This window comes from Cellulosimicrobium cellulans, from assembly GCF_016921195.1.
Taxonomy (GTDB): Bacteria; Actinomycetota; Actinomycetes; order Actinomycetales; family Cellulomonadaceae; genus Cellulosimicrobium; species Cellulosimicrobium cellulans_F.
The window spans coordinates 105,869-131,071 of record NZ_JAFGYF010000007.1 but is presented as its reverse complement, the minus strand read 5'-3'; the positions used below and the strand labels follow the sequence as shown (position 1 = coordinate 131,071).

General features: G+C 74.8%; 21 protein-coding genes. 11 read left to right on the top strand and 10 right to left on the bottom strand.

The features are described 5' to 3' along the window. Positions 1–121: 121 nt before the first annotated feature. Genes JN535_RS15090 through JN535_RS15080 form a run of 3 tightly spaced genes read left to right on the top strand, consistent with a single transcriptional unit; the run spans position 122 to position 4,619 of the window. A complete protein-coding gene (locus JN535_RS15090) occupies positions 122–619 on the top strand; it encodes a YbjN domain-containing protein (RefSeq protein WP_205206401.1) in 498 nt (165 codons plus the stop codon). Beyond that, entirely contained in the window at positions 616–2,586 is a 1,971-nt protein-coding gene (locus JN535_RS15085; RefSeq protein ID WP_205206400.1) for an HSP90 family protein, read from the top strand. Before JN535_RS15090 ends, JN535_RS15085 begins: the two co-directional genes overlap by 4 nt. Continuing rightward, a complete protein-coding gene (locus JN535_RS15080; protein ID WP_205206399.1) occupies positions 2,583–4,619 on the top strand; it encodes a hypothetical protein in 2,037 nt (678 codons plus the stop codon). Before JN535_RS15085 ends, JN535_RS15080 begins: the two co-directional genes overlap by 4 nt. Here JN535_RS15080 and JN535_RS15075 read toward each other — a convergent pair. Beyond that, complete coding sequence (locus JN535_RS15075; protein ID WP_205206398.1) at positions 4,609–5,229, bottom strand: hypothetical protein; 621 nt, start codon at positions 5,227–5,229, stop codon at positions 4,609–4,611. The two genes, JN535_RS15080 and JN535_RS15075, sit on opposite strands and share 11 nt — an antisense overlap. A 187-nt stretch (positions 5,230–5,416) precedes the next feature. Between JN535_RS15075 and JN535_RS15070 the strand changes: the two genes are divergently transcribed. After that, positions 5,417–6,016 carry a YbjN domain-containing protein gene (locus JN535_RS15070; protein WP_374100516.1) on the top strand — a complete coding sequence of 200 codons (600 nt, stop codon included), beginning with the start codon at positions 5,417–5,419 and terminating at the stop codon, positions 6,014–6,016. Continuing rightward, complete coding sequence (locus JN535_RS15065) at positions 6,013–6,525, top strand: YbjN domain-containing protein (RefSeq protein WP_205206397.1); 513 nt, start codon at positions 6,013–6,015, stop codon at positions 6,523–6,525. The genes JN535_RS15070 and JN535_RS15065 overlap by 4 nt, the downstream gene beginning before the upstream one ends. A 75-nt stretch (positions 6,526–6,600) precedes the next feature. Here the strand turns inward: JN535_RS15065 and miaB are convergent, their stop codons facing one another. Next, positions 6,601–8,274, bottom strand: coding sequence for a tRNA (N6-isopentenyl adenosine(37)-C2)-methylthiotransferase MiaB (gene miaB, locus JN535_RS15060; RefSeq protein WP_205206396.1), 1,674 nt, complete (start codon positions 8,272–8,274; stop codon positions 6,601–6,603). 102 nt (positions 8,275–8,376) lie between these two features. Here miaB and JN535_RS15055 point away from each other — a divergent pair, with 102 nt between their 5' ends. The 4 genes from JN535_RS15055 to JN535_RS15040 all read left to right on the top strand — a co-directional run bounded on the left by JN535_RS15055 (position 8,377) and on the right by JN535_RS15040 (position 11,862). Then, entirely contained in the window at positions 8,377–9,195 is an 819-nt protein-coding gene (locus tag JN535_RS15055; protein ID WP_205206395.1) for an amino acid ABC transporter ATP-binding protein, read from the top strand. Between the two features lie 103 nt (positions 9,196–9,298). Then, positions 9,299–10,174 carry a glutamate ABC transporter substrate-binding protein gene (locus JN535_RS15050; RefSeq protein ID WP_205206394.1) on the top strand — a complete coding sequence of 292 codons (876 nt, stop codon included), beginning with the start codon at positions 9,299–9,301 and terminating at the stop codon, positions 10,172–10,174. Between the two features lie 99 nt (positions 10,175–10,273). Continuing rightward, on the top strand, positions 10,274–10,963 hold the full coding sequence (locus tag JN535_RS15045) for an amino acid ABC transporter permease (protein WP_205206393.1): 690 nt from the start codon (positions 10,274–10,276) through the stop codon (positions 10,961–10,963). Continuing rightward, entirely contained in the window at positions 10,960–11,862 is a 903-nt protein-coding gene (locus tag JN535_RS15040) for an amino acid ABC transporter permease (protein WP_205206392.1), read from the top strand. Before JN535_RS15045 ends, JN535_RS15040 begins: the two co-directional genes overlap by 4 nt. A 6-nt stretch (positions 11,863–11,868) precedes the next feature. Here JN535_RS15040 and JN535_RS15035 read toward each other — a convergent pair whose 3' ends face one another. The 5 genes from JN535_RS15035 to JN535_RS15015 all read right to left on the bottom strand — a co-directional run bounded on the left by JN535_RS15035 (position 11,869) and on the right by JN535_RS15015 (position 17,109). Continuing rightward, positions 11,869–12,378: a regulatory protein RecX gene (locus JN535_RS15035; protein WP_307868774.1), complete on the bottom strand. Its 510-nt coding sequence runs from the start codon at positions 12,376–12,378 to the stop codon at positions 11,869–11,871. A 116-nt stretch (positions 12,379–12,494) separates the two neighbouring features. Continuing rightward, entirely contained in the window at positions 12,495–13,610 is a 1,116-nt protein-coding gene (recA, locus tag JN535_RS15030) for a recombinase RecA (RefSeq protein WP_205206391.1), read from the bottom strand. Between the two features lie 208 nt (positions 13,611–13,818). Further along, entirely contained in the window at positions 13,819–14,616 is a 798-nt protein-coding gene (locus tag JN535_RS15025; protein WP_205206390.1) for an MBL fold metallo-hydrolase, read from the bottom strand. Further along, the gene (locus JN535_RS15020) at positions 14,613–16,811 is read right to left on the bottom strand and encodes a phage holin family protein (RefSeq protein ID WP_205206389.1); all 2,199 of its coding nucleotides are present in this window, start codon (positions 16,809–16,811) and stop codon (positions 14,613–14,615) included. Before JN535_RS15020 ends, JN535_RS15025 begins: the two co-directional genes overlap by 4 nt. Before the next feature lie 64 nt (positions 16,812–16,875). Further along, entirely contained in the window at positions 16,876–17,109 is a 234-nt protein-coding gene (locus JN535_RS15015; protein WP_087471778.1) for a DUF3046 domain-containing protein, read from the bottom strand. Positions 17,110–17,223: 114 nt separating this feature from the next. On the opposite strand from JN535_RS15015, the gene JN535_RS15010 reads away from it, so the two are divergent. Further along, a complete protein-coding gene (locus JN535_RS15010; RefSeq protein WP_205206388.1) occupies positions 17,224–22,338 on the top strand; it encodes an Lhr family helicase in 5,115 nt (1,704 codons plus the stop codon). Between the two features lie 65 nt (positions 22,339–22,403). Beyond that, positions 22,404–23,243 carry a DNA-formamidopyrimidine glycosylase family protein gene (locus tag JN535_RS15005; protein ID WP_205206387.1) on the top strand — a complete coding sequence of 280 codons (840 nt, stop codon included), beginning with the start codon at positions 22,404–22,406 and terminating at the stop codon, positions 23,241–23,243. 51 nt (positions 23,244–23,294) lie between these two features. Here JN535_RS15005 and JN535_RS15000 read toward each other — a convergent pair whose 3' ends face one another. From JN535_RS15000 to pgsA, 3 genes are all read right to left on the bottom strand, one after another. After that, positions 23,295–23,636: a helix-turn-helix domain-containing protein gene (locus JN535_RS15000; RefSeq protein WP_047234712.1), complete on the bottom strand. Its 342-nt coding sequence runs from the start codon at positions 23,634–23,636 to the stop codon at positions 23,295–23,297. 373 nt (positions 23,637–24,009) lie between these two features. Beyond that, positions 24,010–24,546 carry a CinA family protein gene (locus JN535_RS14995; RefSeq protein ID WP_374100515.1) on the bottom strand — a complete coding sequence of 179 codons (537 nt, stop codon included), beginning with the start codon at positions 24,544–24,546 and terminating at the stop codon, positions 24,010–24,012. After that, positions 24,543–25,172: a CDP-diacylglycerol--glycerol-3-phosphate 3-phosphatidyltransferase gene (gene pgsA / locus JN535_RS14990; protein ID WP_205206386.1), complete on the bottom strand. Its 630-nt coding sequence runs from the start codon at positions 25,170–25,172 to the stop codon at positions 24,543–24,545. The genes JN535_RS14995 and pgsA overlap by 4 nt, the downstream gene beginning before the upstream one ends. Positions 25,173–25,203: the final 31 nt, after the last annotated feature.

The following is a 25,203-nucleotide window of genomic DNA, read 5'->3' as shown; positions in this document are numbered from 1 at the left end:
ATGCGTAGTGTGTCCGTGGACGGCCCGCCCTCGCGGGCCGACTGCCGACAGGCGACGCGCCGCCACCTGCCCGGGCGGCGTGCGCGCACGCCCCTCCCCCAGACGACAAGGACTCGAGCACATGGGTTTCTTCACCAAGCCGGACGCCGCCCCGACGAGCCAGAACGCGCCGTTGACGCGCGAGCGGGTCGAGGCGTTCCTCAAGAGCCGCGACTGGAAGTACTTCGTCGACTCCGACGGGGACCTCGGCGGCAACTGGGACGGCAAGGTGTTCTTCTTCTTCCTCATGGGCGAGAAGCAGGAGATCCTGCAGGTCCGCGGCCGGTGGAACCGGACGCTCCCGGCCGCGGCGGAGGCGCAGGTCGTGCTCGTCGCCAACGAGTTCAACCGCGACAAGATCTGGCCCAAGGTCTACACGCGGGTCGAGGACGACCAGGTCGCCGTGTACACCGAGGTCGCGACCGACCTCGAGTTCGGCGTCGCGGACGACCAGCTCGGCCAGCTCGTCGAGTGCGGTCTGTTCACGGGGCTCCAGTTCTTCGACGCGCTCGACGAGCGCTTCCCCGGCACGGCGGCGCAGGCCGTGGTCACCGACGGCGCCGACGTCGACGCGCGGTGAGCGCGGCGCACGAGCGCACCGACGGCGGCAGCCAGCCGCCGGGCACGGCACCGGGCGGGGAGGCGACGGCGGCGTTCCAGGTCGACCTGCGGGGCGTCGTGGACCTCCTCGCCCGGCACCTGTACTCCAGCCCGCGCGTGTACCTGCGCGAGCTCCTGCAGAACGGGGTCGACGCGATCACGGCGCGGGCCTCCCTGGAGGGTGAGGCGGCCCCGAGCCGCATCCTGCTGCGCCCGCTCCGGGACGGCGGACTCGAGGTGCACGACTCGGGCGTCGGCCTGACCCGCGACGAGGCGCAGGAGCTGCTCGCGACGATCGGGCGCAGCTCCAAGCGCGACGTCGAGCTCGGCACCGGGCGCGAGGAGTTCCTCGGCCAGTTCGGCATCGGGCTGCTCTCGGCGTTCATGGTCGCCGACGAGATCGAGCTCGTCTCGCGCTCCGCCCGCCCGGCGTCCTCCGGCGGACCGGCCCTGCCGGTCCGCTGGCGCGGCCGCGCGGACGGGCGGTACGAGCTCGTCGAGCTGGGCCCGGACGACCCGGACGCGCCCGCGGGGCCGGGGAGCGTCGTGCGGCTGCACGCGCGCCGAGACACCGAGCACTGGCTCGCGCCGGAGACGGTGGTCGCGCTCGCGCAGGACTTCGGCTCTCTCCTGCCCGTCGAGCTGCTCGTCGAGACGCGTCTCGACGAGCAGGACGCGGACGGCGCGGACGCCCGTGTCGTGCTGCGCCGGCTCAGCGGCGACGAGCTCCCCTGGCGGGCCGCGCACCCGACGCCCGCCGCGCGCGACGCGGCCCTCGCGGGCTACGCGGAACGGACGCTCGGGTTCACGCCGCTCGCTCGCATCGACCTCGACCTGCCGGTCGCGGGGCTGTCCGGCGTGGCGTACGTCCTCCCGGCCGCGGTCGCTCCGACCACCACGGCACGGCACCGGGTCTACCTCAAGCGCATGCTGCTCGGGAGCGCGGTCGACGACCTGCTGCCCCCGTGGGCGTTCTTCGTCCGGTGCGTCCTCGACGCGTCCGCGCTGCGCCCCACGGCGTCCCGCGAGGGCCTGTACGAGGACGAGATCCTGCTCGCGACGCGGGACGCCCTCGGCGCCCAGGTGCGGCGCTGGCTCCTCGAGACGCTCGCGGAGGACTCCGTGCTCGCACGGCGCTTCCTCGAGACCCACCACCTCGCGGTCCGCGCGCTCGCGCTCAGCGACGACGAGATGCTCGACGTCGCCGCGCGCGTGCTGCCCTTCGAGACGACCGCCGGGACGGGCACCCTCGCCGACCTCGCCGAGGCCCACCCCGAGGGTCGCCTGCTCTACACGTCGAGCGTCGAGGAGTTCCGCCGCATCGCGCCCGTCGCGGCCGCCCAGGGGCTGCCCGTCGTCAACGGCGGGTACGTCTACGACGCGGACCTGCTGGGGCATGTCGCAGCGCGGTTCCCCCTGTGGCGGCTGTCGCCGGTCTCCGCCACCGACGTCGCGCACGTCCTCGCCGAGGTCGAGCCCCTGCGCGAGCTCGAGGTCGCGGACGCGCTCACGTCGCTCGACGCCGCGCTCGCCGACCAGGACTGCGACGTCGTGCTGCGCCGCTACGAGCCGGACGCCCTGCCCGCGATGCTGCTGCACGACCGCGACGGCGACCACGCGCGCGAGGCGGCCCGCGTCGCCGCGACGGACGACCTCTGGGGGGAGATCCTTGCCGGCATCAGCGGCCCGGCCCGGCCGCGCCGGCTCGTCCTCAACGACGCCAACGACACGGTGCGCGACCTGCTCGCGAGCCCCGACGCCGAGGTCCGCGCCGCGGGCGCCCGCTCCCTGTACGTGACCGCGGTGCTGGCCTCGGGCAAGGCGCTGCAGCCCGACGAGGCCGCGCTGATGAACGACTCCCTGTCGCTCCTGCTCGCCCGCGCGCTCGCCGCGGGCCCCGGAGCGCCGCCCCGACCCGACCAGAACGCCGACGAGGAGAACCGATGACCCGGTCCGTGGACCAGGTGAACGCCGCGCTGTACGACGTCCGCCGCATGCCCTACGGCCTCGCCCGCTCCACGGCCGCCGCGGCCGAGGTCGAGCGTGTCGAGGCCGAGGGGCCCGACGGGGCGCGCGCGTACGCGCTCTTCGTCCTCGTGGAGTCGTACGTCTGGGGCGGCGAGGTCACCAAGGCCTACCTGCCGTTCACCAAGATGCTGCGCTGGTGGGACGAGCACCCCGAGCACTTCGACGCCGAGGACGCGCACTCGCTGTTCTGGTCGTTCAAGTGGATGGTCGGGCACCTCATGGAGTTCCCCGCCGTCCCGGCCGCACAGATCGAGCGCACGCTCGACGACATGGCGCGCCGGTACGCGCTCGCGGGCAACGGCACGAACGCCGTCGCCCTCGAGCGCTTCCAGTGGGCACGGGAGCTCGGGGGCGCAGACGTCGAGGAGGCCTACCGCGCGTGGGTCGCGACGCCGCGCGACGAGTACTCCCAGTGCGAGGCCTGCGAACCGGGCGACCGTGCCGCGTACCTCTTCGAGACAGGGCGCCACGAGGAGGGCATCCGGCTCCTCGAGCAGGTGCTCCAGGGTTCGCCCTCGTGCGCCACCGAGCCCGGTGACATGCTCTCCCACCTCCAGCTCGCGTACGTGGAGGTCGGTGACGCGCAGGCGGCGGCCCGAACGCACCGGCGGGCGCTGCGCCACCTCGACACCGGCGTCTCCATGACCGGGCCGAAGGGCCGGCACGTCGAGTTCCTCGCACGCACGGGCAACGCGTCGCGCGCGCTGCGCCTGCTCGTCGAGCACCAGGCGTTCCTCACGGAGGCCGACTCGCCGGGCGACCGCCTCGGCTTCCTCACGAGCGTGAGCGTCGCGACAGGCGTGCTGCGGGCCGAGCACGCGGACGCGCCGCTCGCCCTGCGCGACGTGCCCGCGGCGACCGTCGGGCAGCTCGACGACTGGGTCCGCCGCGAGGCGGTCGAGCTCGCAGGCTCGTTCGACGCCCGCAACGGCACGCCCGCCGCGTCCGAGCGTCTGCGCGCCGCGTGGGCCCGCGCGACGCGCTCGCTGCCCGTGGACCTCTCGGTCCTGGCGGCCGCGCCGGAGCAGGCAGCGCGCGCCCCGGGCGGCCCAGCACTGGGCGGTGCCGGCGCGGCCGAGGACCTGGCGACGTCCGCGTCGGACGCCGCGACCCCGTCGTCCACCGGCGGCGTGACCGGAACGGACCTCGGCACGGGTCACCGCACCGAGCCCTCCGGGGACGCCGGGGCCGAGCCCGCCGACGCCGAGGGCCTGCTCCGGCTCGCCGACGACGTCACGGACGAGGACCCGGTGCGTGCCGCGCGGCTCCTGCGGCGCGCGTCGGCGCTGCTGGAGTCGGCGGGCCACCTCGACCGGGCCGGTTTCGCGCTCGCCGAGGCGGCCCAGCTCGCCGCCGTCGAGGGCGACGACGAGGGCGCCGCCCCGGCGTTCGTGCATGCCCTCGCGCTGCTGCGCGCGGGTGGGGTCGCGCCCCGGTTCGTCGGCCCGGTCGTCCGTGCGTACGCCCGGCTGGAGGCCGGACGCGGTGACGTGACCGGAGCGCTCGCACAGCTGCAGCGCACGCTGGACGACCTCGACGCGGCGGGTTCCGCCGTCGGCGAGCAGGTCCCCCGGGCTGCCGACCTCGTCGAGCGGGACGCCGCGGCCGACGAGCAGGAGCGCCGTGAACTGCGGGACACCCGAGCGCGGCTGCTGGCGACCGCGGGAGAGCTCGAGGCCGCCGCCACGCTCGCCGAGGCCGTGGCGGAGGAGTTCGCGCGCGCGGGGCAGGTCGGTGACGCCGCCCACGCGTTCTGGCTCGCGGGCCGCTCCCGCTGCGAGGCCGGTGACGACGCGCAGGCCGTCGACCTCCTCGAGTCCGCGATGGAGGGCTTCGCGATCGTCCACGACCGCGACGCGCGGACGCTGGTCGCGAACGAGCTCGTCGCGACCCTGCGTCGCCTCGGTCGCGAGCAGGACGCCGCGGCCGTCGGGGCGGGGCTCAGCGGCTGACGGACCCGCCGGCCAGGGAGGCGAGGGCGCCGTCGTCGTACCAGCGCACCTCGTAGCGGCGCTGCTCGTACTCCCCCGTCGCGACGTGACGGTGCCCGGCGCCGGGCGCGGCGCCGAACCCGGTGAGCACCGCGTCCGGCGCCGTGGCCCGCGGGTCGTGCACGACGACGAGCCGGGCGCCCTGCCCGGCGAGGCTCGCGCCGAGCGCCTGCGCGGCGGGCGGGTCGGCGTCGTCGAGCTCGACGACCTCGACGGGGCCTGTCCAGCCCGCGCCGGCCAGCGCGAGGAGCCCCACCGACGCGGCCGTCCCCGCTACCGACGCGTCCGGCCCGGCCGGACGTGTCGCGACGGCCCAGGTGGGCTCGAGCCAGCCGTCCGCGACGCCCGCCGGCGCGAGCGATGCCCGCGCCGGCCCCCGCGTCGGCGCGGTTCCCGGCGCGACGACGACCACGGGCGCTGTCCCGTCCGCCCGAACGGGCCGGACACCGTCCACGAGTCGGCTCAGCGCCGCGAGCGCCGCGGCGCGCGTCTCGTCGAGCACGGGGGCGGCGCCTGCGGCACCGGGGACGAGCAGCGGGGTACCGGGCAGGACGACGGCGCGGACGGTCACGGCCCCACGGTAACCGTCGGCACGGCCTCGGCTCGTCGCGGACGGCAGCGCGCGGAGCGCACCCGGCGATGCGGCGGGAGCACGCCGTGGCCTGCAGTGCCCCGCACGACCCCCATGGGCTCCCTCGGCCGGCGCGGGCGAGGTCCGCGATGCGACGTCCGGGGGCGCGCGCGAGTACGGTGGGTGAGTGAGGTTCTTCGGGGCGCGGGACGACGACGACCGGCGGGACGGTGATCCCGGCGGGGCTCCGGTCGGCCGCCGGGCGGTGCCAGGCCGTGGAGGGGACGAGCTGCAGTCGCAGGTCGAGGACCTCCTGGCCAGGGAGCTCGGTCAGGTCGCGACCGATGTGCTGCGGCCCCCGACCCCGCTGACGCTCTCCCGGGTCGTCGAGTGGATCACGGACAGCGGCTACAGCTACTTCGTCGACTCCGACGGTGACGTGGGCGGGCTGTGGCACGGTCGGCTCTTCTACTTCCTGCTCTTCGGCCACGGCGACGAGATCCTCCAGGTCCGCGGTCAGTGGAACCGTGACCTCGCGCTCGAGCGGCTGGAGGAGATCCTCGAGTTCTGCAACGAGTGGAACGCGGACCGGATCTGGCCCAAGACGTACACGCGCGTGCGCGACAACGGGATGATCCAGGTCTTCACCGAGGTGACCGTGGACCTCGAGCACGGGGTGACGGACGACCAGCTCGACCAGCTCCTCCAGTGCGGGCTGAGCACCGGGTCGATGTTCTTCGACGCGCTCGACGAGTTCTACCCCGACCCCGCGAGGCAGGCGCCATGACGCAGGCCCGCACCAACTGGTTCACGCGCCTGTTCGGCAACCGCCGCCCCAAGGCGCCCGACTCGCTCCCGCGCGAGGAAGAGCTGCCGCGCGCGCTGTCGATGGCGCGCATCGGCGACCACCTCACGCGGCGCGGATACCACTTCCGCGTGGACGACGACGGCGACATCACCGGGACGTGGGACGGGCACCGGTTCTGGTTCCTGCTGCTCGGCGACCGTTCCGAGATCATCCAGGTCCGGGGCCGCTGGTCGACGTCGCTCCCCCTCGAGTCACGGCTCGTGACCCTCCAGGCCGTCAACGACTGGAATCGCGAGCGCATCTGGCCCAAGGTCTACGTCCGCGAGGAGGCGGGTCGGCTCGCGCTCTACGCCGAGGTCTCCGTGGACCTCGAGCACGGCGCGACGGACGACCAGCTCGCCCAGACCGTGTCGTGCGGGCTCGGGACCGCCGTGCAGCTCTTCCACGCCATCGGTACACAGCTACCCCCGGGGACCCTGGACGACTGACGTCCCGGTGGGACCCGTCGTCGGGTGAGCGGGACGGCGCCCGCCCGCCTACCCCTCGTTCCCGGAGCCCGCCGTTCAGGCGCGAATCGTGGGCAGGCCCAGGACGACGGGGCCGGACGGGGTGCCGCCGCCGTGCCCGTGCCCGTGGTCGTCGTCGCCACCGCCGAGGCGGGCGCGTTCGCGCTTCGCCCATGCGTCGCCGGAACGGGTGCGGCGCACCGCGAACGTCCCGCCCGTGAGCGCCGAGTCGGCGATGAGGTGGTGGGGTGCCGAGCGCGTGACCTCGACCGTCACGACGTCACCGGGTCGCGGCAGGCGAGCGTCGAGGTCGTCCGCGAGGCGCGGGTCCGCGGACCCGGGCGTCGCAGCGGACGACACCGCGGCGTCGTCGGGCGCCGTGGGCACGACGTCGACAGGGAGCGCGAGGTGCACGAGCCGGTTGTCCGGAGCGCGACCGGTGACACGGTGCGTCGCGCCGTCCTTGCGGCCGGCGCCCTCGCCGACCAGCACGTCGACCGTGCGGCCCACCTGGCGGGCCGACTCCTCGCCGGCGATGCGCTCCTGGAGCGCCTGGAGCCGCTCGAAGCGTTCCTGCACGATCTCCTTGGGGAGCTGGTCGTCCATCGTCGCCGCGGGCGTCCCGGGGCGGGGCGAGTACTGGAACATGAAGGCCGACGAGAAGCGGGAGGCCTCGACGACCCGCATCGTCTCCGCGAAGTCCTCCTCGGTCTCCCCGGGGAACCCGACGATGATGTCGGTGGTGATCGCGGCGTCGGGCAGGACGGCCCGCACGCGGTCGAGGATGCCGAGGAAGCGCTCGGAGCGGTAGGAGCGGCGCATGGCGCGCAGGATCCGGTCGGAGCCCGACTGGAGCGGCATGTGGAGCTGGGGCATGACGTTCGGCGTCTCGGCCATCGCCGCGATGACGTCGTCGGTGAACGCGGCCGGGTGCGGCGACGTGAACCGGACGCGCTCGAGGCCGTCGATCGTGCCGCACGCGCGCAGGAGCTTGGCGAACGCGCCCCGGTCCCCGAACTCGACGCCGTAGCTGTTGACGTTCTGGCCGAGCAGGGTGACCTCGATGGCTCCGGCCTCGACGAGGGCCCCGACCTCGGCGAGGACCTCGCCCGGACGACGGTCGCGCTCCTTGCCGCGCAGGTGCGGCACGATGCAGAACGTGCACGTGTTGTTGCAGCCGACGCTGATCGAGACCCAGCCGGCGTAGACCGACTCGCGCTTGGTCGGCAGCGTGGACGGGAACACCTGGAGCGACTCGGCGATCTCCACCTGCGCCGCCTCGTTGTGGCGCGCGCGCTCGAGCAGCACGGGCAGCGCGTCGAGGTTGTGGGTGCCGAAGACGACGTCGACCCACGGCGCCTTCTCGACGATCGCGCCGCGGTCCTTCTGCGCGAGGCAGCCTCCCACGGCGATCTGCATCCCGGGCCGTGCGGCCTTGACCGAGGCGAGCTGGCCGAGGTTGCCGTAGAGGCGCGTCGCGGCGTTCTCCCGCACGGCGCACGTGTTGATGACGACGACGTCGGCGCGGTTCGCGGCCGCGTCGTCCGCGCTCGCGCGCGTGTATCCCGCCTGCTCCAGCATCCCCGCCATGTGCTCGGAGTCGTGGACGTTCATCTGGCAGCCGAGCGTGCGGACGACGTAGGTGCGCGGGTGCGCGTCGTCGGCCGGCGCGGCGGGGACGGCGCGGGGTGCGAGTGCGGCCGGGACGGGGGCGGGGGCGATCGTGGACATCACCGTCCAGGGTACGGCGCCGGGTGCCGTGTTACTGAACTGTTGCCCGACTGTTGCCGGATCAGGTGGCACCGCGCAACAGAAGGGACATAGTGTCCAGGAATGGCCGACGAGACCTCATCGCCGTCCGACGCGCAGAGCAGCGCGCAGGACGCTCCACGCAGCCCCGCCGAGCAGCCCCTGGGGGATCCGCTCGTCGAGCTGCGCGCCGTCAACAAGCACTTCGGTGACCTGCACGTGCTGCGGGACATCGACCTGACCGTCCGGCGCGGCGAGGTGCTCGTCGTCATCGGCCCGTCCGGGTCGGGCAAGTCGACCCTGTGCCGCGCGATCAACCGGCTGGAGACGATCGACTCCGGCGAGATCCTCGTGGACGGCGAGCCGCTGCCGGAGGAGGGCAAGGCGCTCGCGCGGCTGCGCTCCGACGTCGGCATGGTCTTCCAGTCGTTCAACCTGTTCGCCCACAAGACGATCCTCGACAACGTCACGCTCGGGCCGGTCAAGGTACGGCGCGAGAAGTCGAGGGACGCGAAGGAGCGGGCGCTCGCGCTGCTCGACCGGGTCGGCGTGAAGAACCAGGCCCAGAAGATGCCCGCCCAGCTCTCGGGCGGCCAGCAGCAGCGCGTCGCGATCGCCCGCGCGCTCGCGATGCAGCCCAAGGTCATGCTCTTCGACGAGCCGACGTCGGCGCTCGACCCCGAGATGATCAACGAGGTCCTCGACGTCATGGTCGCCCTCGCCAAGGAGGGCATGACCATGATCGTCGTCACGCACGAGATGGGCTTCGCCCGCAAGGCCGCGAACCGCGTCGTCTTCATGGCCGACGGCCAGATCGTCGAGGAGGCCCACCCCGAGGAGTTCTTCACGGCACCCCGGAGCGAGCGCGCCAAGGACTTCCTCTCGAAGATCCTCACCCACTGAAGACCGCCGGGCAGCCACGGGCCCGGCCCGACAGCCCCAGAACCCGGTCGACCGCCGAGGCACACCTTCGACGGGCGGCCACCACTCACGAAGGGTAGGAACGATGCGCACACGACACGCAGGTGCCGCCGTGCTGGCCGCTCTCACCGCGCTCACGCTCGCGGCGTGCGGCGGCGGCGAGGTCGGCGGCGAGGACACCGCGACCGACGGAGCCACCGACTCGGGCGAGACCGGCGGTGGCGCCGAGGGCTCGATCAAGATCGGCATCAAGTTCGACCAGCCGGGTCTCGGGTACCAGGACGGCTCCACGTACACGGGCTTCGACGTCGACGTCGCGACGTACGTGGCGGGCGAGCTCGGCTACGGCGAGGACCAGATCGAGTGGGTCGAGGCGCCGTCCGCCCAGCGCGAGACGATGCTCCAGACGGGTCAGGTCGACATGATCTTCGCGACCTACTCCATCACCGACACGCGCAAGGAGACCGTCGCGTTCGCCGGGCCGTACTTCGTGGCCGGGCAGGACCTGCTCGTCGCCGAGGACAACACCGACATCACGGGGCCGGAGTCGCTCGAGGGCAAGAACCTCTGCTCCGTCACCGGCTCGACGTCGGCGCAGCGCATCAAGGACGAGTACGCCGCCGGCGTGCAGCTCCTCGAGCGTCCCGGGTACGCCGAGTGCGTCACGGCCCTCACCGCCGGCCAGGTCGACGCCGTCACGACCGACGACATCATCCTCGCGGGCCTCGCCGCGCAGCCCGCCAACAAGGGCAAGGTCAAGGTCGTCGGGGCGCCGTTCTCCACCGAGCGCTACGGCGTCGGGCTCCCGCAGGACAACGACATCTGCGAGGACGTCAATGCCGCGATCGAGAAGATGATCGAGGACGGTTCCTGGGAGGAGTTCGTCACCTCGAACACCGAGGGCACCGGGTACACCCCGAACGCGAGCGAGAACCCGCCGACGGTCGACCCCTGCGCCTGATCGTCCACGGTCGGGGGAGCGGCGCACCGGTGCACCGCTCCCCCGACCGCCGGGCCGTCGTCCCGGCCCGGCCCCCAACCTCCCGGAGGACCACCAACCGTGGGTGACTACCTGTCGCAGACCTGGGCGCTGGCCCGGGAGTACGACGTGCTCGGCGCGTTCTGGGTCAACATCCAGCTGACGTTCTGGGCGGCGATCCTGGCGCTCGTGCTGGGCACGGCGCTCGCGCTCATGCGGATCTCCCCCGTGCCGAGCCTGCGCTGGGCCGGGACGGCGTACGTCAACGTGTTCCGCAACACGCCGCTGACGATCATCATGACGTTCATGGTGCTGGGCCTGTGGGGACAGCTCAACGTCACCCTGGCCCCCGACTTCGCGGCGAACTTCTTCCGGCTCGCGGTCGTCGGCCTGGCCGTCTACCACGCCGCGTTCGTGTGCGAGTCGATCCGGTCCGGGGTGAACACGGTGCCGATCGGTCAGGCCGAGGCGGCGCGCGCGATCGGCCTGTCGTTCCTGCCCGCGGCGCGGCTCATCATCCTGCCCCAGGCGTTCCGCGGCTCCATCGCGCCGCTCGGCAACACGCTCATCGCGCTCCTGAAGAACTCCACCGTCGCGGCCGCGGCGAGCGTGACGACCGAGACCTCGAGCCTCATGAAGACCATGATCGAGTTCAACTCGAACTACATCTACGGGATCTTCCTGACGTTCGCGATCGGCTACGTCATCCTCGTGATCCCCATCGGCCTGCTCACCACGTCCCTCTCCAACCGACTGGCGGTCCGCCGATGAGCACCCAGCAGTCCGTCCTCTTCGACGCCCCCGGTCCTCGGGCGCGGCGCGCGATCCTGGTCGGGAACGTGGTCGGCGCGATCGTGGTCCTCGGCATCCTCGCGCTCGTGCTCGTGGCGCTCGGGAACAAGGGCCAGCTCGCCCCCGAGCTGTGGTCCTCCCTGTTCACGGCCGACGCCTGGCAGTACTACTTCCTCCCGGGCCTCCAGAACACGCTGCGGGCCGCCGGGTTCGCCATCGTCGGCGCGCTCGCGTTCGGGCTCCTGTTCGGCACGGGGCGGCTGTCGCACCTGCGCGCGGTGCGCGTCGTGAGCGGGATCGTCGTCGAGTTCTTCCGGGCCGTGCCCGTGCTGCTCATGATGATCTTCTTCTGGCTGCTCCTGGGATTCAACAACGTCGACGACGCCCCGTTCCTCGCCGTCGTCTTCGCGCTCGTGCTGTACAACGGCTCCGTCATCGCCGAGCTCGTGCGGTCGGGCGTCGGGAACCTCCCCAAGGGGCAGGGCGAGGCCGGGCTCGCGATCGGGCTCACCCAAGGTCAGACGCTGCGCTCGGTCCAGCTCCCGCAGGCGCTCATCGCGATGCTCCCGGCGCTCGTCTCGCAGCTCGTCGTCGTGCTCAAGGACTCCGCGCTCGGGCAGATCATCACCTACAACGAGCTCCTGCGGGCCGCGCAGCTCTACGGCGTCGGCAACGGCAACATCCTCCAGTCGCTCGTGCTGGCCGCGGTGATCTTCATCATCATCAACTGGCTGCTCACGCTCGTGGCGCGCTGGCTCTCCCGCTTCCTCAGCGGTCGCACCGCAGGCGCGACCGCCGCCGGCCCGGGCATCGGTAACCCGACGGTCGTCGCGGGTGCCCCGGCCGAGGACGCACCCGCCGTCTCCGTCACCCGCTGACGCCCCTCAGTCCAGCGGAGGCTCGACCGCCTCGGCGTCGAGCTCTCGCTGGACGATCTCGAACGCCAGCGACGCGCTGTATCCCTTGCGTGCGAGCGCTCCGACCGCTCGCCGCACCCGCACGTCGCGGTCGAGGCCGCGCGTGCGGGCAAGCCGCGTGCGGGCGAGCTCCAGTGCCGCGTCGGCCTCGGAGTCGTCGTCGACCTGCTCGAGCGCCGCGGCGCCGACCTCGCGGTCGATGCCGCGCCGCCGCAGCTCGGTCGAGATCGCCCGGCGTGACAGTCCGCGCTCCGCGTGCCGGGTGCGGACGATCATCTCGGCGTACTGCGCGTCGTCGACGAGCCCGACCTCCTCGAACCGGTCGAGGATCTGCAGGACGACGTGCTCGGGGTAACCCTTGCGTGCGAGGGACTGCGCAAGCTCGGCGCGGCTCTTGGGCGCGGTGGTGAGGATGCGCAGCACGGTCTCCCGAGCGCGCTCGGCGAGGTCGGCGTCGCTGATCTCGCCGCGCTCCACGAGCTCGTGCAGGGTCGGGCGCGGGCGCCGCGCGGCCTTGCGGCCGACACGACGCCCGTCGTCCTCCTCGGACCGGCCCGACGGTTCGAAGCCGTCCTCGCCGTCCCGCTCGTCGATCAGAACGGCGACTTCTTCCCCTTGGCGGCCGCGGCCGGGGCCTTGGCCGCTGCGGGAGCCGCCGCGCCGTCGGCCGGGACCGTCACGCCCGCGGCCGGGTCGGCCGGCGCGTCGACCTTGGCCCCGACGCCGAGCATCTCCTTGATCTTCTTCTCGAGCTCGTTGGCGAGGTCCGGGTTGTCGCGCAGGAACGAGCGCGCGTTCTCCTTGCCCTGACCGAGCTGGTCGCCGCCGTAGGTGAACCACGACCCTGACTTGCGCACGAACCCGTGCTCCACGCCCATGTCGATGAGGCCACCCTCGCGCGAGATGCCGACGCCGTAGAGGATGTCGAACTCGGCCTGCTTGAAGGGCGGGGCCATCTTGTTCTTGACGACCTTGACGCGGGTCCGGTTGCCGACCGCGTCGGTGCCCTCCTTGAGGGTCTCGATGCGACGGATGTCCAGGCGGACGGACGCGTAGAACTTCAGCGCCTTGCCGCCGGTCGTCGTCTCCGGCGAGCCGAAGAACACGCCGATCTTCTCGCGGAGCTGGTTGATGAAGATCGCGGTGGTCCCGGACGCGCTGAGCGCACCGGTGATCTTGCGCAGCGCCTGCGACATGAGGCGGGCCTGGAGACCGACGTGGCTGTCGCCCATCTCGCCCTCGATCTCCGCCTTGGGCACGAGGGCCGCGACGGAGTCGATGACGATGATGTCGAGCGCGCCCGAGCGGATGAGCATGTCCGCGATCTCGAGCGCCTGCTCGCCGGTGTCCGGCTGGGAGACCAGGAGCGCGTCGGTGTCGACGCCGAGCTTCTTGGCGTACTCCGGGTCGAGGGCGTGCTCGGCGTCGATGAACGCCGCGATGCCGCCCGCGCGCTGCGCGCTCGCGACGGCGTGCAGGGCGACGGTCGTCTTTCCGGAGGACTCCGGGCCGTACACCTCGATGACGCGCCCGCGCGGCAGGCCGCCGATGCCGAGCGCGATGTCGAGCGCGATCGACCCCGTGGGGATCACGTCGACGGGGGCGCGGCCCTCCTCGCCGAGGCGCATCACGGAGCCCTTGCCGAAGCTCCGGTCGATCTGGGCGAGGGCTGCCTCGAGCGCCTTCTCGCGGTCTGCGGGTGCGGGCATGTCAGTCCACCTTCGGTTCGACGTTCATCTGTTCGTTGTGGCCCGACGCTACGGGCAGCCACCGACACACGGCTCCGGCGACCCTCGAGCCTGTGGACCGTCGTGCCGGACCGGCGTCCTGGACCCGCCGGAGCGCGCCCTGTGCACAACTCTAGCCGAACACCTGTTCGACCCGGGTACCCGTCCCGGCGTGTCACGACCGCACCGCTCACGCGTCGTCGGACGACCACGACTCCCCCGGGCGCAGGACCACGACGCGCGTCCCCGGCGCCTCGCGCTGCGCGGCTGCCTCGAACGCCGCGCCCGCGTGGTCCATCCAGCCGCGCGGGAGGTGCTGCCCGCCGGGCGCGTGCAGCGTCCCCCAGTGCACCGGGACCGCGACCCGCACGCCGACCTCGGCGCACACGCGGGCGGCCTGCACGGGGCCCAGGTGCCCGCCCGAGAGCCGGGGGCCCCACCCGCCGACCGGCACCAGCGCGACGTCCACCGGACCGCCCGCGAGCGCCGGGAGGTGCACCATCCCGGGGTGGTGCTCGGTGTCGCCCGCCACCCACACGCGCAGGGCGGCGGGACCTGCGGTCCGCACGAGGTGACCGTTCGCGGCGTTGGGCCGGTGCGGCATCGGCCGGTGCCCGTGCACCGCGGTGACGAGCCGCGCGTCGACCCCGGCCCCCGGCGGCCCCACGGCGTGCCACTCCTCGCCCAGCCCGACGCCGCGCAGGCCCTTGCCCCGCAGCCACCGCGCGTTCGCGCGCGCCGTGAGGACGGGCACGTCGCCGAGGAGCCGCAGCGACCGCAGCTCGGCGTGGTCGTGGTGGAGGTGGGACAGCAGGACGGCGTCGCTGCCCCGCCACACCGGGGCCGGCTGCTCGCCGCGCCGGCGGAGCATCCCGGCGTGCCGCTGGAGGAGTGGGTCGGTCACGAGCCGCACCCTCGGCCCGTCGGCGGTCGCGGCGAGGTCGAGGACCGCGCTCGAGTGGCCGAGCCACGTCACGGTGACGCTCACGCGCCGCTCCCCCGGCCCGGCGCGTCCTCGGCCACCGGCGGCCGTACCCCGAGGTCCGTGAGCCATGCGACGAGCCGGCGGTGCACCGCCTCCGCCCCGACGAGCATCGGGGTGCCGTCGACGTCCTCGAGCTCGTCGTCGGGCACCGCGAGGCGCACGGGGTGCAGCAGCACGGCCTGGTTCTGCGCCCCGCCGAGGCCGCCGTGCGACCCGACCAGGCCCTCGAACGCGTGGACCATCCCGACCTCGTCCACGCGCGAGACGAGCACGAGGTCGCCCGCGTCATCCAGCCCGGCGACGCGCAGCAGGTCCGCCGCCGCGCGTGACCCGTAGCCCGCGAGCGGGTCCTCGCCCACGACCTCCCCGGTCCGCAGGTCGCGCGAGCCGCCGCGCCCGTGCGCCCGCACCTGCCCACCCGCCCCGCGCTCGACGACGACGCCGACGGCCGCGTTCGCGACGAGCCCCGGGAGCAGCCCCGGCCACCGCTCGCGGATCTCGTCGCCCGTGAGGCGACGCGGCTCGCGCGGGAACCAGACCATGCCCAGGTTGCCCGACCCCACGACCGCGACCTCGGGGAGCTCGGGGACCGCGGCGTCCTCGGCACCACCCGGGCGCCGCTCGGTCCGGTCCGGGCCGACCATCATGCGCCCCGGGCCTGCGGCCTCGTCGCCCGACGCCCCGGGCCGCAGGGCGTTGAGAGCCGTGTTCGCGGGGCCCCACGCCTCGCTGTCCGGGGCCGTCGCCCGACGCCGCCCCTCTCCCCGGGCGGACGCGGCGCCGTCCCGCACGCGGTCGTCGTCCGGGCGGGCCGCGCCGCCGGGCCGCCCGAGCGCCATGAGGCGCCGGACCTCGTCGAGGAAGGACCGGCCCTCGACCTGCTCGAACGTGGAGCCGAGCGACTGCCCGTGGTCGGACAGCACGACGACGTCGTAGCGGCGCGGGGCCACCGCGGCGACCTGCTCCCAGAGCCCGACGACGCGGTCGAGCCCCTCCAGCGCGCGCAGCGACTCGGGGCGCAGCGGCCCGGCGTGATGGGCGATCTCGTCGTAGTCGACGAGGTCGACGCACACCACCGGCGCGCCGCGCACGAGCTGCTCCGCGACGAGTGTCGTGTTGAGGTCGCGCAGCACGACGTTCGTCACCGCGCGCAGCACCGGGTACCACCCGAGGCGCGACACCCGGGGCTCGACGCCCCGCACGGCCTGCTGCCAGCCCTGGTAGAGCTCCTTGACGAGCTCGCCGAGCGCGACGACGACCGCGCGCACGAGCACGAACGGGCTCGCGAAGAAGTGCACGAACATCTGGCCCGGCCCCAGACCCTCGCGGGCCCGGCTCATGACGAGCAGGCTCGTCGCCGCGTCACCCGAGAACATCGTGGAGACGGCGACTCCCCCGCCCGCGAGGAGCCCGGAACCGTCGCTCGTGCGCGCCTCGACCGCCGCCGCGTCCGCAGGCCGGTTGGTCACGACGAGCCGCCCGAGCGCGCGCGACCACCAGCGGAACGCGGGCACGTGCTCGGTCGAGCCGTGCAGGAGGCCGATCGTGGAGGCGGGCGTCGTCGCGGGGACGCGCGCCCACCACGTCGTGAGGTGGTGGCTCCCGCTGCCCAGCCAGCGCGCGAGCGTCGGGGCGAGCCCGGCCTGGAGCGCGTAGTCGAGCGTGGGACGCGCGACGCCGTCGAGCAGGACGACGAGCAGGCCCGCCGGTCGCTCGGTCGCCCCCGCCGCCCTCGGATCGCGCCGGGGCACGCCGGCCTGCCGGCGCGCCCGCCGGAGCAGGTCGCCGAGGACGTACTCGTTGTCGCTCGCCCCGACGACCCATCGCCCGAGCGCCATGAGGACCGCGGCGATCACGAGCACCGCGAGCACGTCCACCCACGAGCCGCTCCGGAACCCCGGCAGGTACGTCAGCGCCGCCCACGCGACCGCGAGCTGCGTCAGCACGCCCGACACGAGCGCGCCCACGGCGCCGGACCGGTGCGCGATCCGGCGCAGGACGGGGCGCAGGAGCACGTCCCCGAGGCCGACGGCGAGCGCCGCGAGGAGGAGGGACCACAGGTTGGTCACCTCGACCCCCGGGACGACCCAGATCGCGAGGCCGAGCCCGGCGGCGGTCGAGACGAGCGACCAGACGGCTCCGCGCACGTCGGCCACGGTGACGCGGACCGCGGCACGGCCGGGGGCGGGAGCGCTCATGCCGTCATCATCGTGGCCCGCGGCCCGTCGCGCCCCTCGGCGCTCCCCGGCCGACCGGCGGGCATCAGCGGCGCGGCGGAGCCTGGCGGTGGTCGTCGTGGCCCCAGCGTCGCGCGTCGGGCACGTCCAGCGCGTCGCACAGGGCGTGCCACACGACGCGCGGCTCGACGCCGTCCTCGAGCGCCTGGGCGGCCGTCCGGTCGTCGAGCGCGGACAGCACCTGCTCGCGGACGTAGGCGCGCCCCAGGGACGCGCCGAACACCTCGTCGACCAGCTCGGAGAACTCGCGGTAGCGCACGGCACCAGCCTCCCACGGACGGACGGCCGGTCCGGCCCCCTGGCCGGGCTCGCGCGGCCAGGGGCCGTCCGCCGTCGCGCGGCGCGTGTGGGTGGTCGCGGCGAGAATGGGCCCGTGACCACCGACCCGCTCGCGCGTTTCGCCGCGCCCACGCGCGCCTGGTTCTCGGGCGCGTTCGACGCCCCGACCGCGGCGCAGGCCGGCGCGTGGGACGCGGTGTCGAGCGACCGGCACGCACTCGTCGTGGCGCCGACCGGGTCGGGCAAGACGCTCGCCGCGTTCCTGTGGTCGCTCGACCGGATCATGAGCGCGCCCACCGGCGAGGTCGCGCGCGAGCAGCGCTGCCGCGTCGTGTACGTCTCGCCGCTCAAGGCGCTCGCGGCGGACGTCGAGCGCAACCTCCGCTCCCCGCTCGCGGGCATCCGCCAGGCGGCGGTGCGGCTGGGGCTCGAGGTGCCGGACGTCGTCGTCGGCACCCGTACGGGGGACACGCCCACGAGCGAGCGCCGCCGCCTGGCGACGCACCCGCCGGACATCCTCATCACGACGCCCGAGTCGCTGTTCCTCGTGCTGACCTCGCAGGCGCGCGCGGGGCTCAGCGGGGTCGAGACCGTCATCGTGGACGAGATCCACGCCGTCGCGGGCACCAAGCGCGGCGCGCACCTGGCGGTGTCGCTCGAGCGGCTCGACGCGCTGCTCGAGGCGCAGGATCGCCCGCCGGCGCAGCGCATCGGCCTCTCGGCGACGGTCCGCCCCGTCGAGGCGGTCGCGACGTTCCTCGGTGGCCACCGCCCGGAGGCGGAGGGAGGCCGGGAGGTCGTCGTGGTGCAGCCCCCGGCGACCAAGCGCATCGAGATCGACGTCGTCGTGCCCGTCCCCGACCTCGCGGACCTCGGCACTGCCGCTCTGGTGCCCGACGCCGGCGCGCGCCCGGGCACGGAGGCGCCCGGGGGCCGGGGCGCGGCTCGCGGGGCGGCGGACGGGACCGCGCTTCCGCCTCTGCCGCCGGGCGAGCGCGACCTGTCCGGGCCGGCGACGTCCCGCCCGACCGGGGCGCCGGACGTCCGGCCGCAGCGTCCGTCGGTCTGGCCGCACGTCGAGGAGCGGGTCGTCGACCTCGTCGCCGACCACCGCTCGACCCTCGTGTTCACCAACTCCCGGCGCGGGGCCGAGCGCCTCACGGCACGGATGAACGAGGTGTGGGCGGAACGCCAGGGCGAGGACGTGCTCGACCCGGGCACGATCACGGCCGCGCAGGTGCAGGCGCAGTCGGGCGCGAGCTCGGGCGTCGAGCCCGTCATCGCGCGCGCCCACCACGGGTCCATGAGCCGTGCGGAGCGCACGCGGACGGAGACCGAGCTCAAGGACGGGCGGCTGCCCGCGGTCGTCGCGACGTCGAGCCTCGAGCTCGGCATCGACATGGGCGCGGTCGACCTCGTCGTGCAGGTCGGCGCCCCGCCGTCGGTCGCCTCGGGGCTGCAGCGCATCGGTCGCGCGGGTCACCAGGTGGGCGCCGTGTCGCACGGCGTGGTGTTCCCCACGCACCGAGGCGACCTCGTGCCGTCCGCGGTCGTCGCCGAGCGCATGCGCACCGGCGGCATCGAGGAGCTCCACGTGCTCGCGAACCCGCTCGACGTGCTCGCGCAGCAGGTCGTGGCCATGGTCGCGGTCGACGAGTGGACGGTCGCGGAGCTGGCGACCGTCGTGCGACGCAGCGCCCCCTACGCCCACCTGGGCGACGCGTCGCTGCACGCGGTGCTCGACATGCTCGCCGGACGCTACCCGAGCGAGGACTTCGGCGAGCTGCGCGCGCGCATCGTGTGGGACCGCGCGTCGGGCCGGCTCACGGGACGACCCGGCGCGCTGCGGCTCGCGGCGACGAGCGGCGGGACCATCCCGGACCGCGGGATGTACGGCGTCTTCCTCGCGACGGACTCCCCGACCGGCTCGATGACCGGCGGCGTGGCGGGCGACCCGGACACCGCGGGCGGGCGCGCGCCGCGCGGCGGCAAGCGCGTGGGCGAGCTCGACGAGGAGATGGTCTACGAGTCGCGCGTCGGCGACACGTTCACGCTCGGGTCGAGCACGTGGCGCATCGAGGACATCACGCCCGACCGCGTGCTGGTCACGCCCGCACCGGGCATCCCGGGACGGCTGCCCTTCTGGAAGGGCGACTCCCCCGGGCGGCCCGCCGAGCTCGGCCGGGCGCTCGGCGCCTGGGTGCGCGAGACGGACGCGCTCGCCGCGGCCGACCACGACGCCGCGGCCGACCGGCTGCGCGCCGCCGGGCTCGACGCGTGGGCGAGCGACAACCTGCTCGCCTACCTGCGCGAGCAGCGCGTCGCGACCGGACGCGTGCCCGACGACCGGACGGTCGTGGTCGAACGGTTCCGCGACGAGCTCGGCGACTGGCGCGTCGTCGTGCACTCGCCGTACGGGGCCAAGGTCCACGCGCCGTGGGCGCTCGTGCTCGCCGCCCGGCTGCGCGAGCGGTACGGGGTCGACGCCGCGGCGATGCACGCCGACGACGGGATCGTCCTGCGGCTGCCGGACACGGGTGACTCGTGGCTGGAGGGGGCGAGCGACGGCGGTCTGGGCGCGGACGCGCCCGTCGTACCCGTCGAGGACCTGCTCCTCGACCCGGACGACGTGCTCGACGCGGTGCGCGACGAGCTCGGCGGGTCGGTCATGTTCGCGTCCCGGTTCCGCGAGGCCGCGGCGCGCGCGCTCCTGCTCCCCCGGCGGCGACCGGACCGTCGGCAGCCGCTCTGGCAGCAGCGCCAGCGGTCGGCCCAGCTCCTGTCGGTCGCGTCGCAGTACCCCGAGTTCCCCATCGTGCTCGAGGCGGCGCGCGAGTGCCTGCAGGACGACTTCGACGTCGCCGCGCTCACCGACCTCATGCGCGACCTCGCCGCCGGGCGCGTGCGCCTCGTCGAGGTCACGACCCCGACCCCGTCCCCCTTCGCGCAGTCGCTGCTCTTCGGGTACACCGCGCAGTTCCTCTACGACGGCGACGCCCCGCTCGCGGAGCGGCGCGCGGCGGCGCTGTCCCTCGACCCCACCCTGCTCGCCGAGCTGCTGGGCGGTGACGGCGTCGCGGCGCAGCTGGCCGACCTGCTCGACCCGGCGCAGATCGAGCGCACCGAGGCCGAGCTCGGCTCGCTCGCGCCCGAGCGCCAGGCCCGGCACGCCGAGGACGTGTGGGACGTGCTGCGCCGGCTGGGGCCCCTCACGGACGCCGAGGTCGTGGCCCGCACCCGGGAGGACGTGCGCGACGCCGCGGCCGAATGGCTCCGCGAGCTCGAGTCGGCGCGGCGCGTGATGCGTGTCCGGCTCGCGGGCGTCGACGCCGACCGGGCGCAGCGGTGGGCGGTCGTCGAGGACGCCGGACGCCTGCGCGACGCGCTGGGCGTCGCACTGCCCGTCGGCATCCCCGAGGTGTTCACGGAGCCGGTCCCCGACCCGCTGGGAGACCTCGTGCGCCGCCACGCGCGCACGCACGGCCCGTTCACCGCCGCCGACCTCGCCGCGCGCCTCGGCCTGGGCGTCGCCGTCGTGGTGCAGACGCTCGAACGGCTCGAGGCGGCGAGGCTCGTCGTCCGGGGGAGGCTGCGGCCAGAGTCGATCGGCGGCACCGGGGACGACTGGTGCGACGCCGAGGTGCTGCGCGTCCTGCGCCGCCGCTCGCTCGCGGCGCTGCGCGCCGAGGTCGAGCCGGTCCCGGCCGAGACCCTGGGCGTGTTCCTCCCGCGGTGGCAGGGTCTCGGCGCGCTGCGCGGCGTCGACGGGCTGCTCCGCGTCGTCGAGCAGCTCTCCGGAGCAGCCGTGCCCGCCTCGGCTCTCGAGACGCTCGTCCTGCCGTCCCGCGTCACCGACTACACCCCGACGATGCTCGACGAGCTGACGACGACCGGAGAGGTCGTCTGGTGCGGCCATGCGGCCCTGCCCGGGTCCGGTGGCGGTGACGGGCTCGTCAGCCTGCACCTCGCGGAGTGGGCGCCCCTCACGCTCCCCGACCCCGGACCGGCGCCCGAGACCGGGCTGCACGCGACCCTGCTCGACCTGCTCGACGGCTCCGGCGGGTATTTCCTCCCGCGGCTCGCGGAACGGGCGGGCGCGGACGTCGGCCCGACGCTCGAGGCGTTGTGGGACCTCGTGTGGTCCGGCCACGTGACCAACGACGGGCTGGGCTCGTTGCGCGCCCGGCTCGGTGCCGGCGGAGGCGCCCATCGCGCCCCGCGCGCCGCGGCCCGCGCCCGTCCGGTCGGGCGCGGGCGGTTCGCCGGGCTGCGCCCCCCGGTCTCCCCCGACACCACCCTGCGCGGGGGCGCCGGACGCTGGTCGGCGCTGCCCGCGCGCGAGGCCGACCCGACCCGCCGGGCGCACGCGCTCGCGCGCGTCCTGCTCGACCGCCACGGCGTGCTCACGCGCGCCGTCGCGCCCGCCGAGGGCGTGGCAGGATCGTTCCGCGCGGTTTACCGGGTCCTCAGCGAGCTGGAGGCGACCGGGGCCGCGCGGCGCGGGTACTTCGTCGAGCACCTCGGCGGCTCGCAGTTCGCCCTCCCGGGCGCGGTCGACCAGCTTCGGACGGACGGCCAGGACCGCGAGCGCGCACTCGAGGCGGCCGCAGCCCGCGGGCTCCGCCGTGCGCCCGGCGACGGTCCCGCCGCGGCGTACGGCGACCTGATGCCCGGCGCCCCGGCGCCCGACGACACCCGGACCGGGCGCAGCGGTCCACGCCCGGGTGCCGTCCTCCTCGCCGCGACCGACCCCGCCAACCCCTACGGCGCCGCGCTGCCGTGGCCGTCGCGACCGGCCGTCGGCGGACCGGCAGCGGCGAGCGTCCTGGCTCCGGCCGGCGACGGGTCGCCGCACGGCAGCGCCGCGACGTCGAGCACGACGACGGGCACCGACGCCTCGCGTGGGCACCGTCCCGGGCGCAAGGCGGGCGCCGTCGTCGTGCTCAGCGACGGCGACCTCGCGCTGTACGTCGAGCGCGGGGGCCGGTCCGTTCTGTCGTTCGTCGACGGGCCCCGGCTCGCCGAGGCGAGCGCGGAGCTCGTCCGTGCGGTCCGGGCCGGCCGGCTGGGCAAGGTCGTCGTGCAGCGGGTGGACGGCGTCGAGGCGCTGGCCGGCGCCGGCACGACGGCCACCCCCGCCGACGACGCGGTGCGCGCCCTCCTCGATGCCGGGTTCCGCGCGACCCCGCGCGGACTGCGGGCGGCCTGAGGTGACGACGCCGGGCGCGGGTCGCGCGCGCCGCCCTCCCCGCGCCGCCGCCGGGGGGTGTCGCCGTGCCCGAGGGTGACATCCTGCGGCTCGTCTCCGCGCGGCTCGACGAGGCCCTCGCCGGCCGGATCCTGGTGCGTGCCGAGCTGCGCTGGCCGAGCGCGGCCGAGGTCGTCCTGACCGGCCGGACGGTCGTCGAGAACGTCGCGTACGGCAAGCACCTCTTCACGCGCCTCGACGACGGCCGGTCGCTGCACACCCACCTGCGCATGGAGGGGTCGTGGCGCATCGCGCGCACGGGTGCGCGGGACGCGCGCGGCGCGGAGCCGAACGTGCGCGTGGTGCTCGCGAACGAGTGGTGGACGGCCCTCGGGAACCGCATCGGGATGCTGCACGTGCTGCGCACCGCCGACGAGCGGGTGATCGTCGGGCCTCTCGGACCCGACGTGCTCGGCGACGACTTCCCGGAGACCGGCCTGCCCGAGGCGGTCGCGCGCATGCGGGCCGACGACGCGGCCGGCGGGAGCGGCCCCCGGCACCGGCCGGAGCGGGCCGCGACCGGCGTCCCCGTCGCGGAAGCCCTCCTCGACCAGCACCTCGTCGCGGGGATCGGCACGATCTACACGGCCGAGTCGCTCTTCGCCGAGCACGTCTACCCCTGGACGCCCGTGCGCGACGTCGCGGACCTCGAACGACTCCTCCTCACGGCTCGCGCGCTCATGGAGCGGACCGTGCGGCACGGGTTCGACCCGCGCGCCGGCGTCGTGCGCCACGTGCACGGGCGCACACGAAAGGCGTGCCACGTGTGCGGCACGCCTGTCGTCGAAGGTACGGCGAACGAGCCGCCGTACGACCGTCCGGTCTTCTGGTGTCCCTCGTGCCAGGCGCCGCCCGCGAACCGGTGACCGCGGCGTCGCTGCCCCGGCACCTGCTCCGGGCGACCCCGGCGCGGACCGTCAGCCGACGGGCTGCAGGTCCTCTCGTCGTGCCGTGCCCTCGGGGTTCTGCCGTCCGAGCACCGCGGTCGCGAAGTCGGCCGGGATGGTGTCCGGGATGAGCAGGCCCTCGGCGACGGCGACCCGGTCGCTGACCTCGCGCAGCACCAACGACATCGGGATGTCGAGCGCCTCGCAGATCGAGCCGAGGAGCTCCGACGACGCTTCCTTCTGACCGCGCTCGACCTCGCTGAGGTAGCCCAGCGAGACCCGTGCGGCCGAGGACACCTCTCGCAGGGTGCGCCCCTGTCGCTGGCGAGCGTCTCGCAGCACGTCCCCGATCTCTCGTCGAAGAACAATCATCTGGCGACCCCCTTCCGTGTCCCGTGCGCCCCCGGGAGCCGGAGTGGCCCCCACCTGGGTGCGCGAACTGCTCGTGCCGGTCTTCCTGTTCACTGCCCCGCGTGACGGGGTCGTCCTACCGTACCCCGCCCGCGGTCCGCTCACGTCTCCGGTGCGGCGCGTCGGACGTGCCGTCGGCGCGTTGTCCGTGCGGCCCACCGGTCGGTTGACGGTCCTGTTGGCGATCACGTGCTGTGCAACGTCCCGACGTGGGGCCTTGTTCCCGCGACCGGCCGCCCGTCGAACCCCTCGCGGCACGTTCACGACCCCTCCACGAGCGCCCCGGGCCGGGCCTCGGCACGCCGCTCGGGCGACCGTGATTCACCCGTGGTTTTCACCCTCGGCGGTCTCGCGGGACCGCGCCGTCCGCCAGGGCTCGCGCGAGGTCGATCGCCGCCGCGACGGTGCCGGCTCGGACGTCGGCCCGCCCGCCGTCGAGGTGCAGGCACCGGACGTGCGTCCCGCCCGGGCCGCTCGCCGCGACGAACACGGTCCCCGGGGGCTGCCCGTCCTGCGGGTCGGGACCCGCGACTCCCGTGGTCGCGACCCCGACGTCCGCGCCGAGCACCTCCCGTACCCGCTCCGCCATCTGGCGGGCGACGTCCGGGTGGACGGCCCCGTGGGTGGCGAGGAGGTGGCCGTCGACGCCGAGCACGGACCGCTTGACCTCGGTCGCGTAGGCGACGACCGCGCCGCGGAGCACGCGCGAGGCCCCCGGCACGTCGACGATCGTCGCGGAGAGCAGGCCCCCGGTGAGCGACTCCGCCGTCGCCAGAGTCCATCCCCGGGCCTCGAGGGCACGGAGGAGACCGGCGACGTCCGGCGTCAGCGGGGCGCGCCCGACCCCACCCGCGCCCGACGTCGCGGTCACGACGCCGACGCGCCGTCCGGCGTCGGCCCCGGCTCGACGAGGCGGGCCGCGCGGATCGCGTCGCGCCGCAGCCGCCAGCCCTGGTACGCGTACTCGAGCCCCGTCACGACCGTGACGAGGATCGCCGCGGCGAGCACGACCCAGGCCACGACGCCGATCCACGCCGGCAGGTGCGACAGCGGCAGGAGGAAGACCGTGATCGCGACCGTCTGGAGCACGGTCTTGAGCTTGCCGCCGCGCGACGCGGGCATGACGGCGTACCTGAGGACGGCGAACCGCAGGAGCGTGACGCCGAGCTCGCGCGCCAGGACGACCGCGGGGACCCACCAGGGCAGCTCGCCCAGAGGCCACGCGAGCAGCACGAGCGCGGTGCCGACGAGCAGCTTGTCCGCGATCGGGTCGAGCAGCTTGCCGAGGTCCGTGACGAGGTCGTACTTGCGCGCCAGGTAGCCGTCGAGCCGGTCCGACGTCGCCGCCAGCACGAAGATGCCCGTCGCGACGAGCCGCCAGGTGACGGACTCGCCACCGTCGACGAGCAGCGCCCACGCGAAGAACGGGACGAGCAGGATCCTCGCCATGGTGACGAGGTTCGCGGAGTTCCACGGCGAGGGGACGGCGGTGACCACGTCACCAGCCTAGGGGGTCCTCCGGGGTGCC

Excerpts from the sequence above, each read along its gene's own strand:
- JN535_RS15065 (WP_205206397.1), top strand. The coding sequence starts at position 6,013 with ATGACGCAGGCCCGCACCAACTGGTTCACGCGCCTGTTCGGCAACCGC.
- recA (WP_205206391.1), bottom strand. The coding sequence starts at position 13,610 with ATGCCCGCACCCGCAGACCGCGAGAAGGCGCTCGAGGCAGCCCTCGCC.
- JN535_RS15050 (WP_205206394.1), top strand. The coding sequence starts at position 9,299 with ATGCGCACACGACACGCAGGTGCCGCCGTGCTGGCCGCTCTCACCGCG.
- JN535_RS15020 (WP_205206389.1), bottom strand. The coding sequence starts at position 16,811 with ATGAGCGCTCCCGCCCCCGGCCGTGCCGCGGTCCGCGTCACCGTGGCC.
- JN535_RS15040 (WP_205206392.1), top strand. The coding sequence starts at position 10,960 with ATGAGCACCCAGCAGTCCGTCCTCTTCGACGCCCCCGGTCCTCGGGCG.
- miaB (WP_205206396.1), bottom strand. The coding sequence starts at position 8,274 with ATGTCCACGATCGCCCCCGCCCCCGTCCCGGCCGCACTCGCACCCCGC.
- JN535_RS15080 (WP_205206399.1), top strand. The coding sequence starts at position 2,583 with ATGACCCGGTCCGTGGACCAGGTGAACGCCGCGCTGTACGACGTCCGC.
- JN535_RS15055 (WP_205206395.1), top strand. The coding sequence starts at position 8,377 with ATGGCCGACGAGACCTCATCGCCGTCCGACGCGCAGAGCAGCGCGCAG.
- JN535_RS15000 (WP_047234712.1), bottom strand. The coding sequence starts at position 23,636 with ATGATTGTTCTTCGACGAGAGATCGGGGACGTGCTGCGAGACGCTCGC.
- JN535_RS15090 (WP_205206401.1), top strand. The coding sequence starts at position 122 with ATGGGTTTCTTCACCAAGCCGGACGCCGCCCCGACGAGCCAGAACGCG.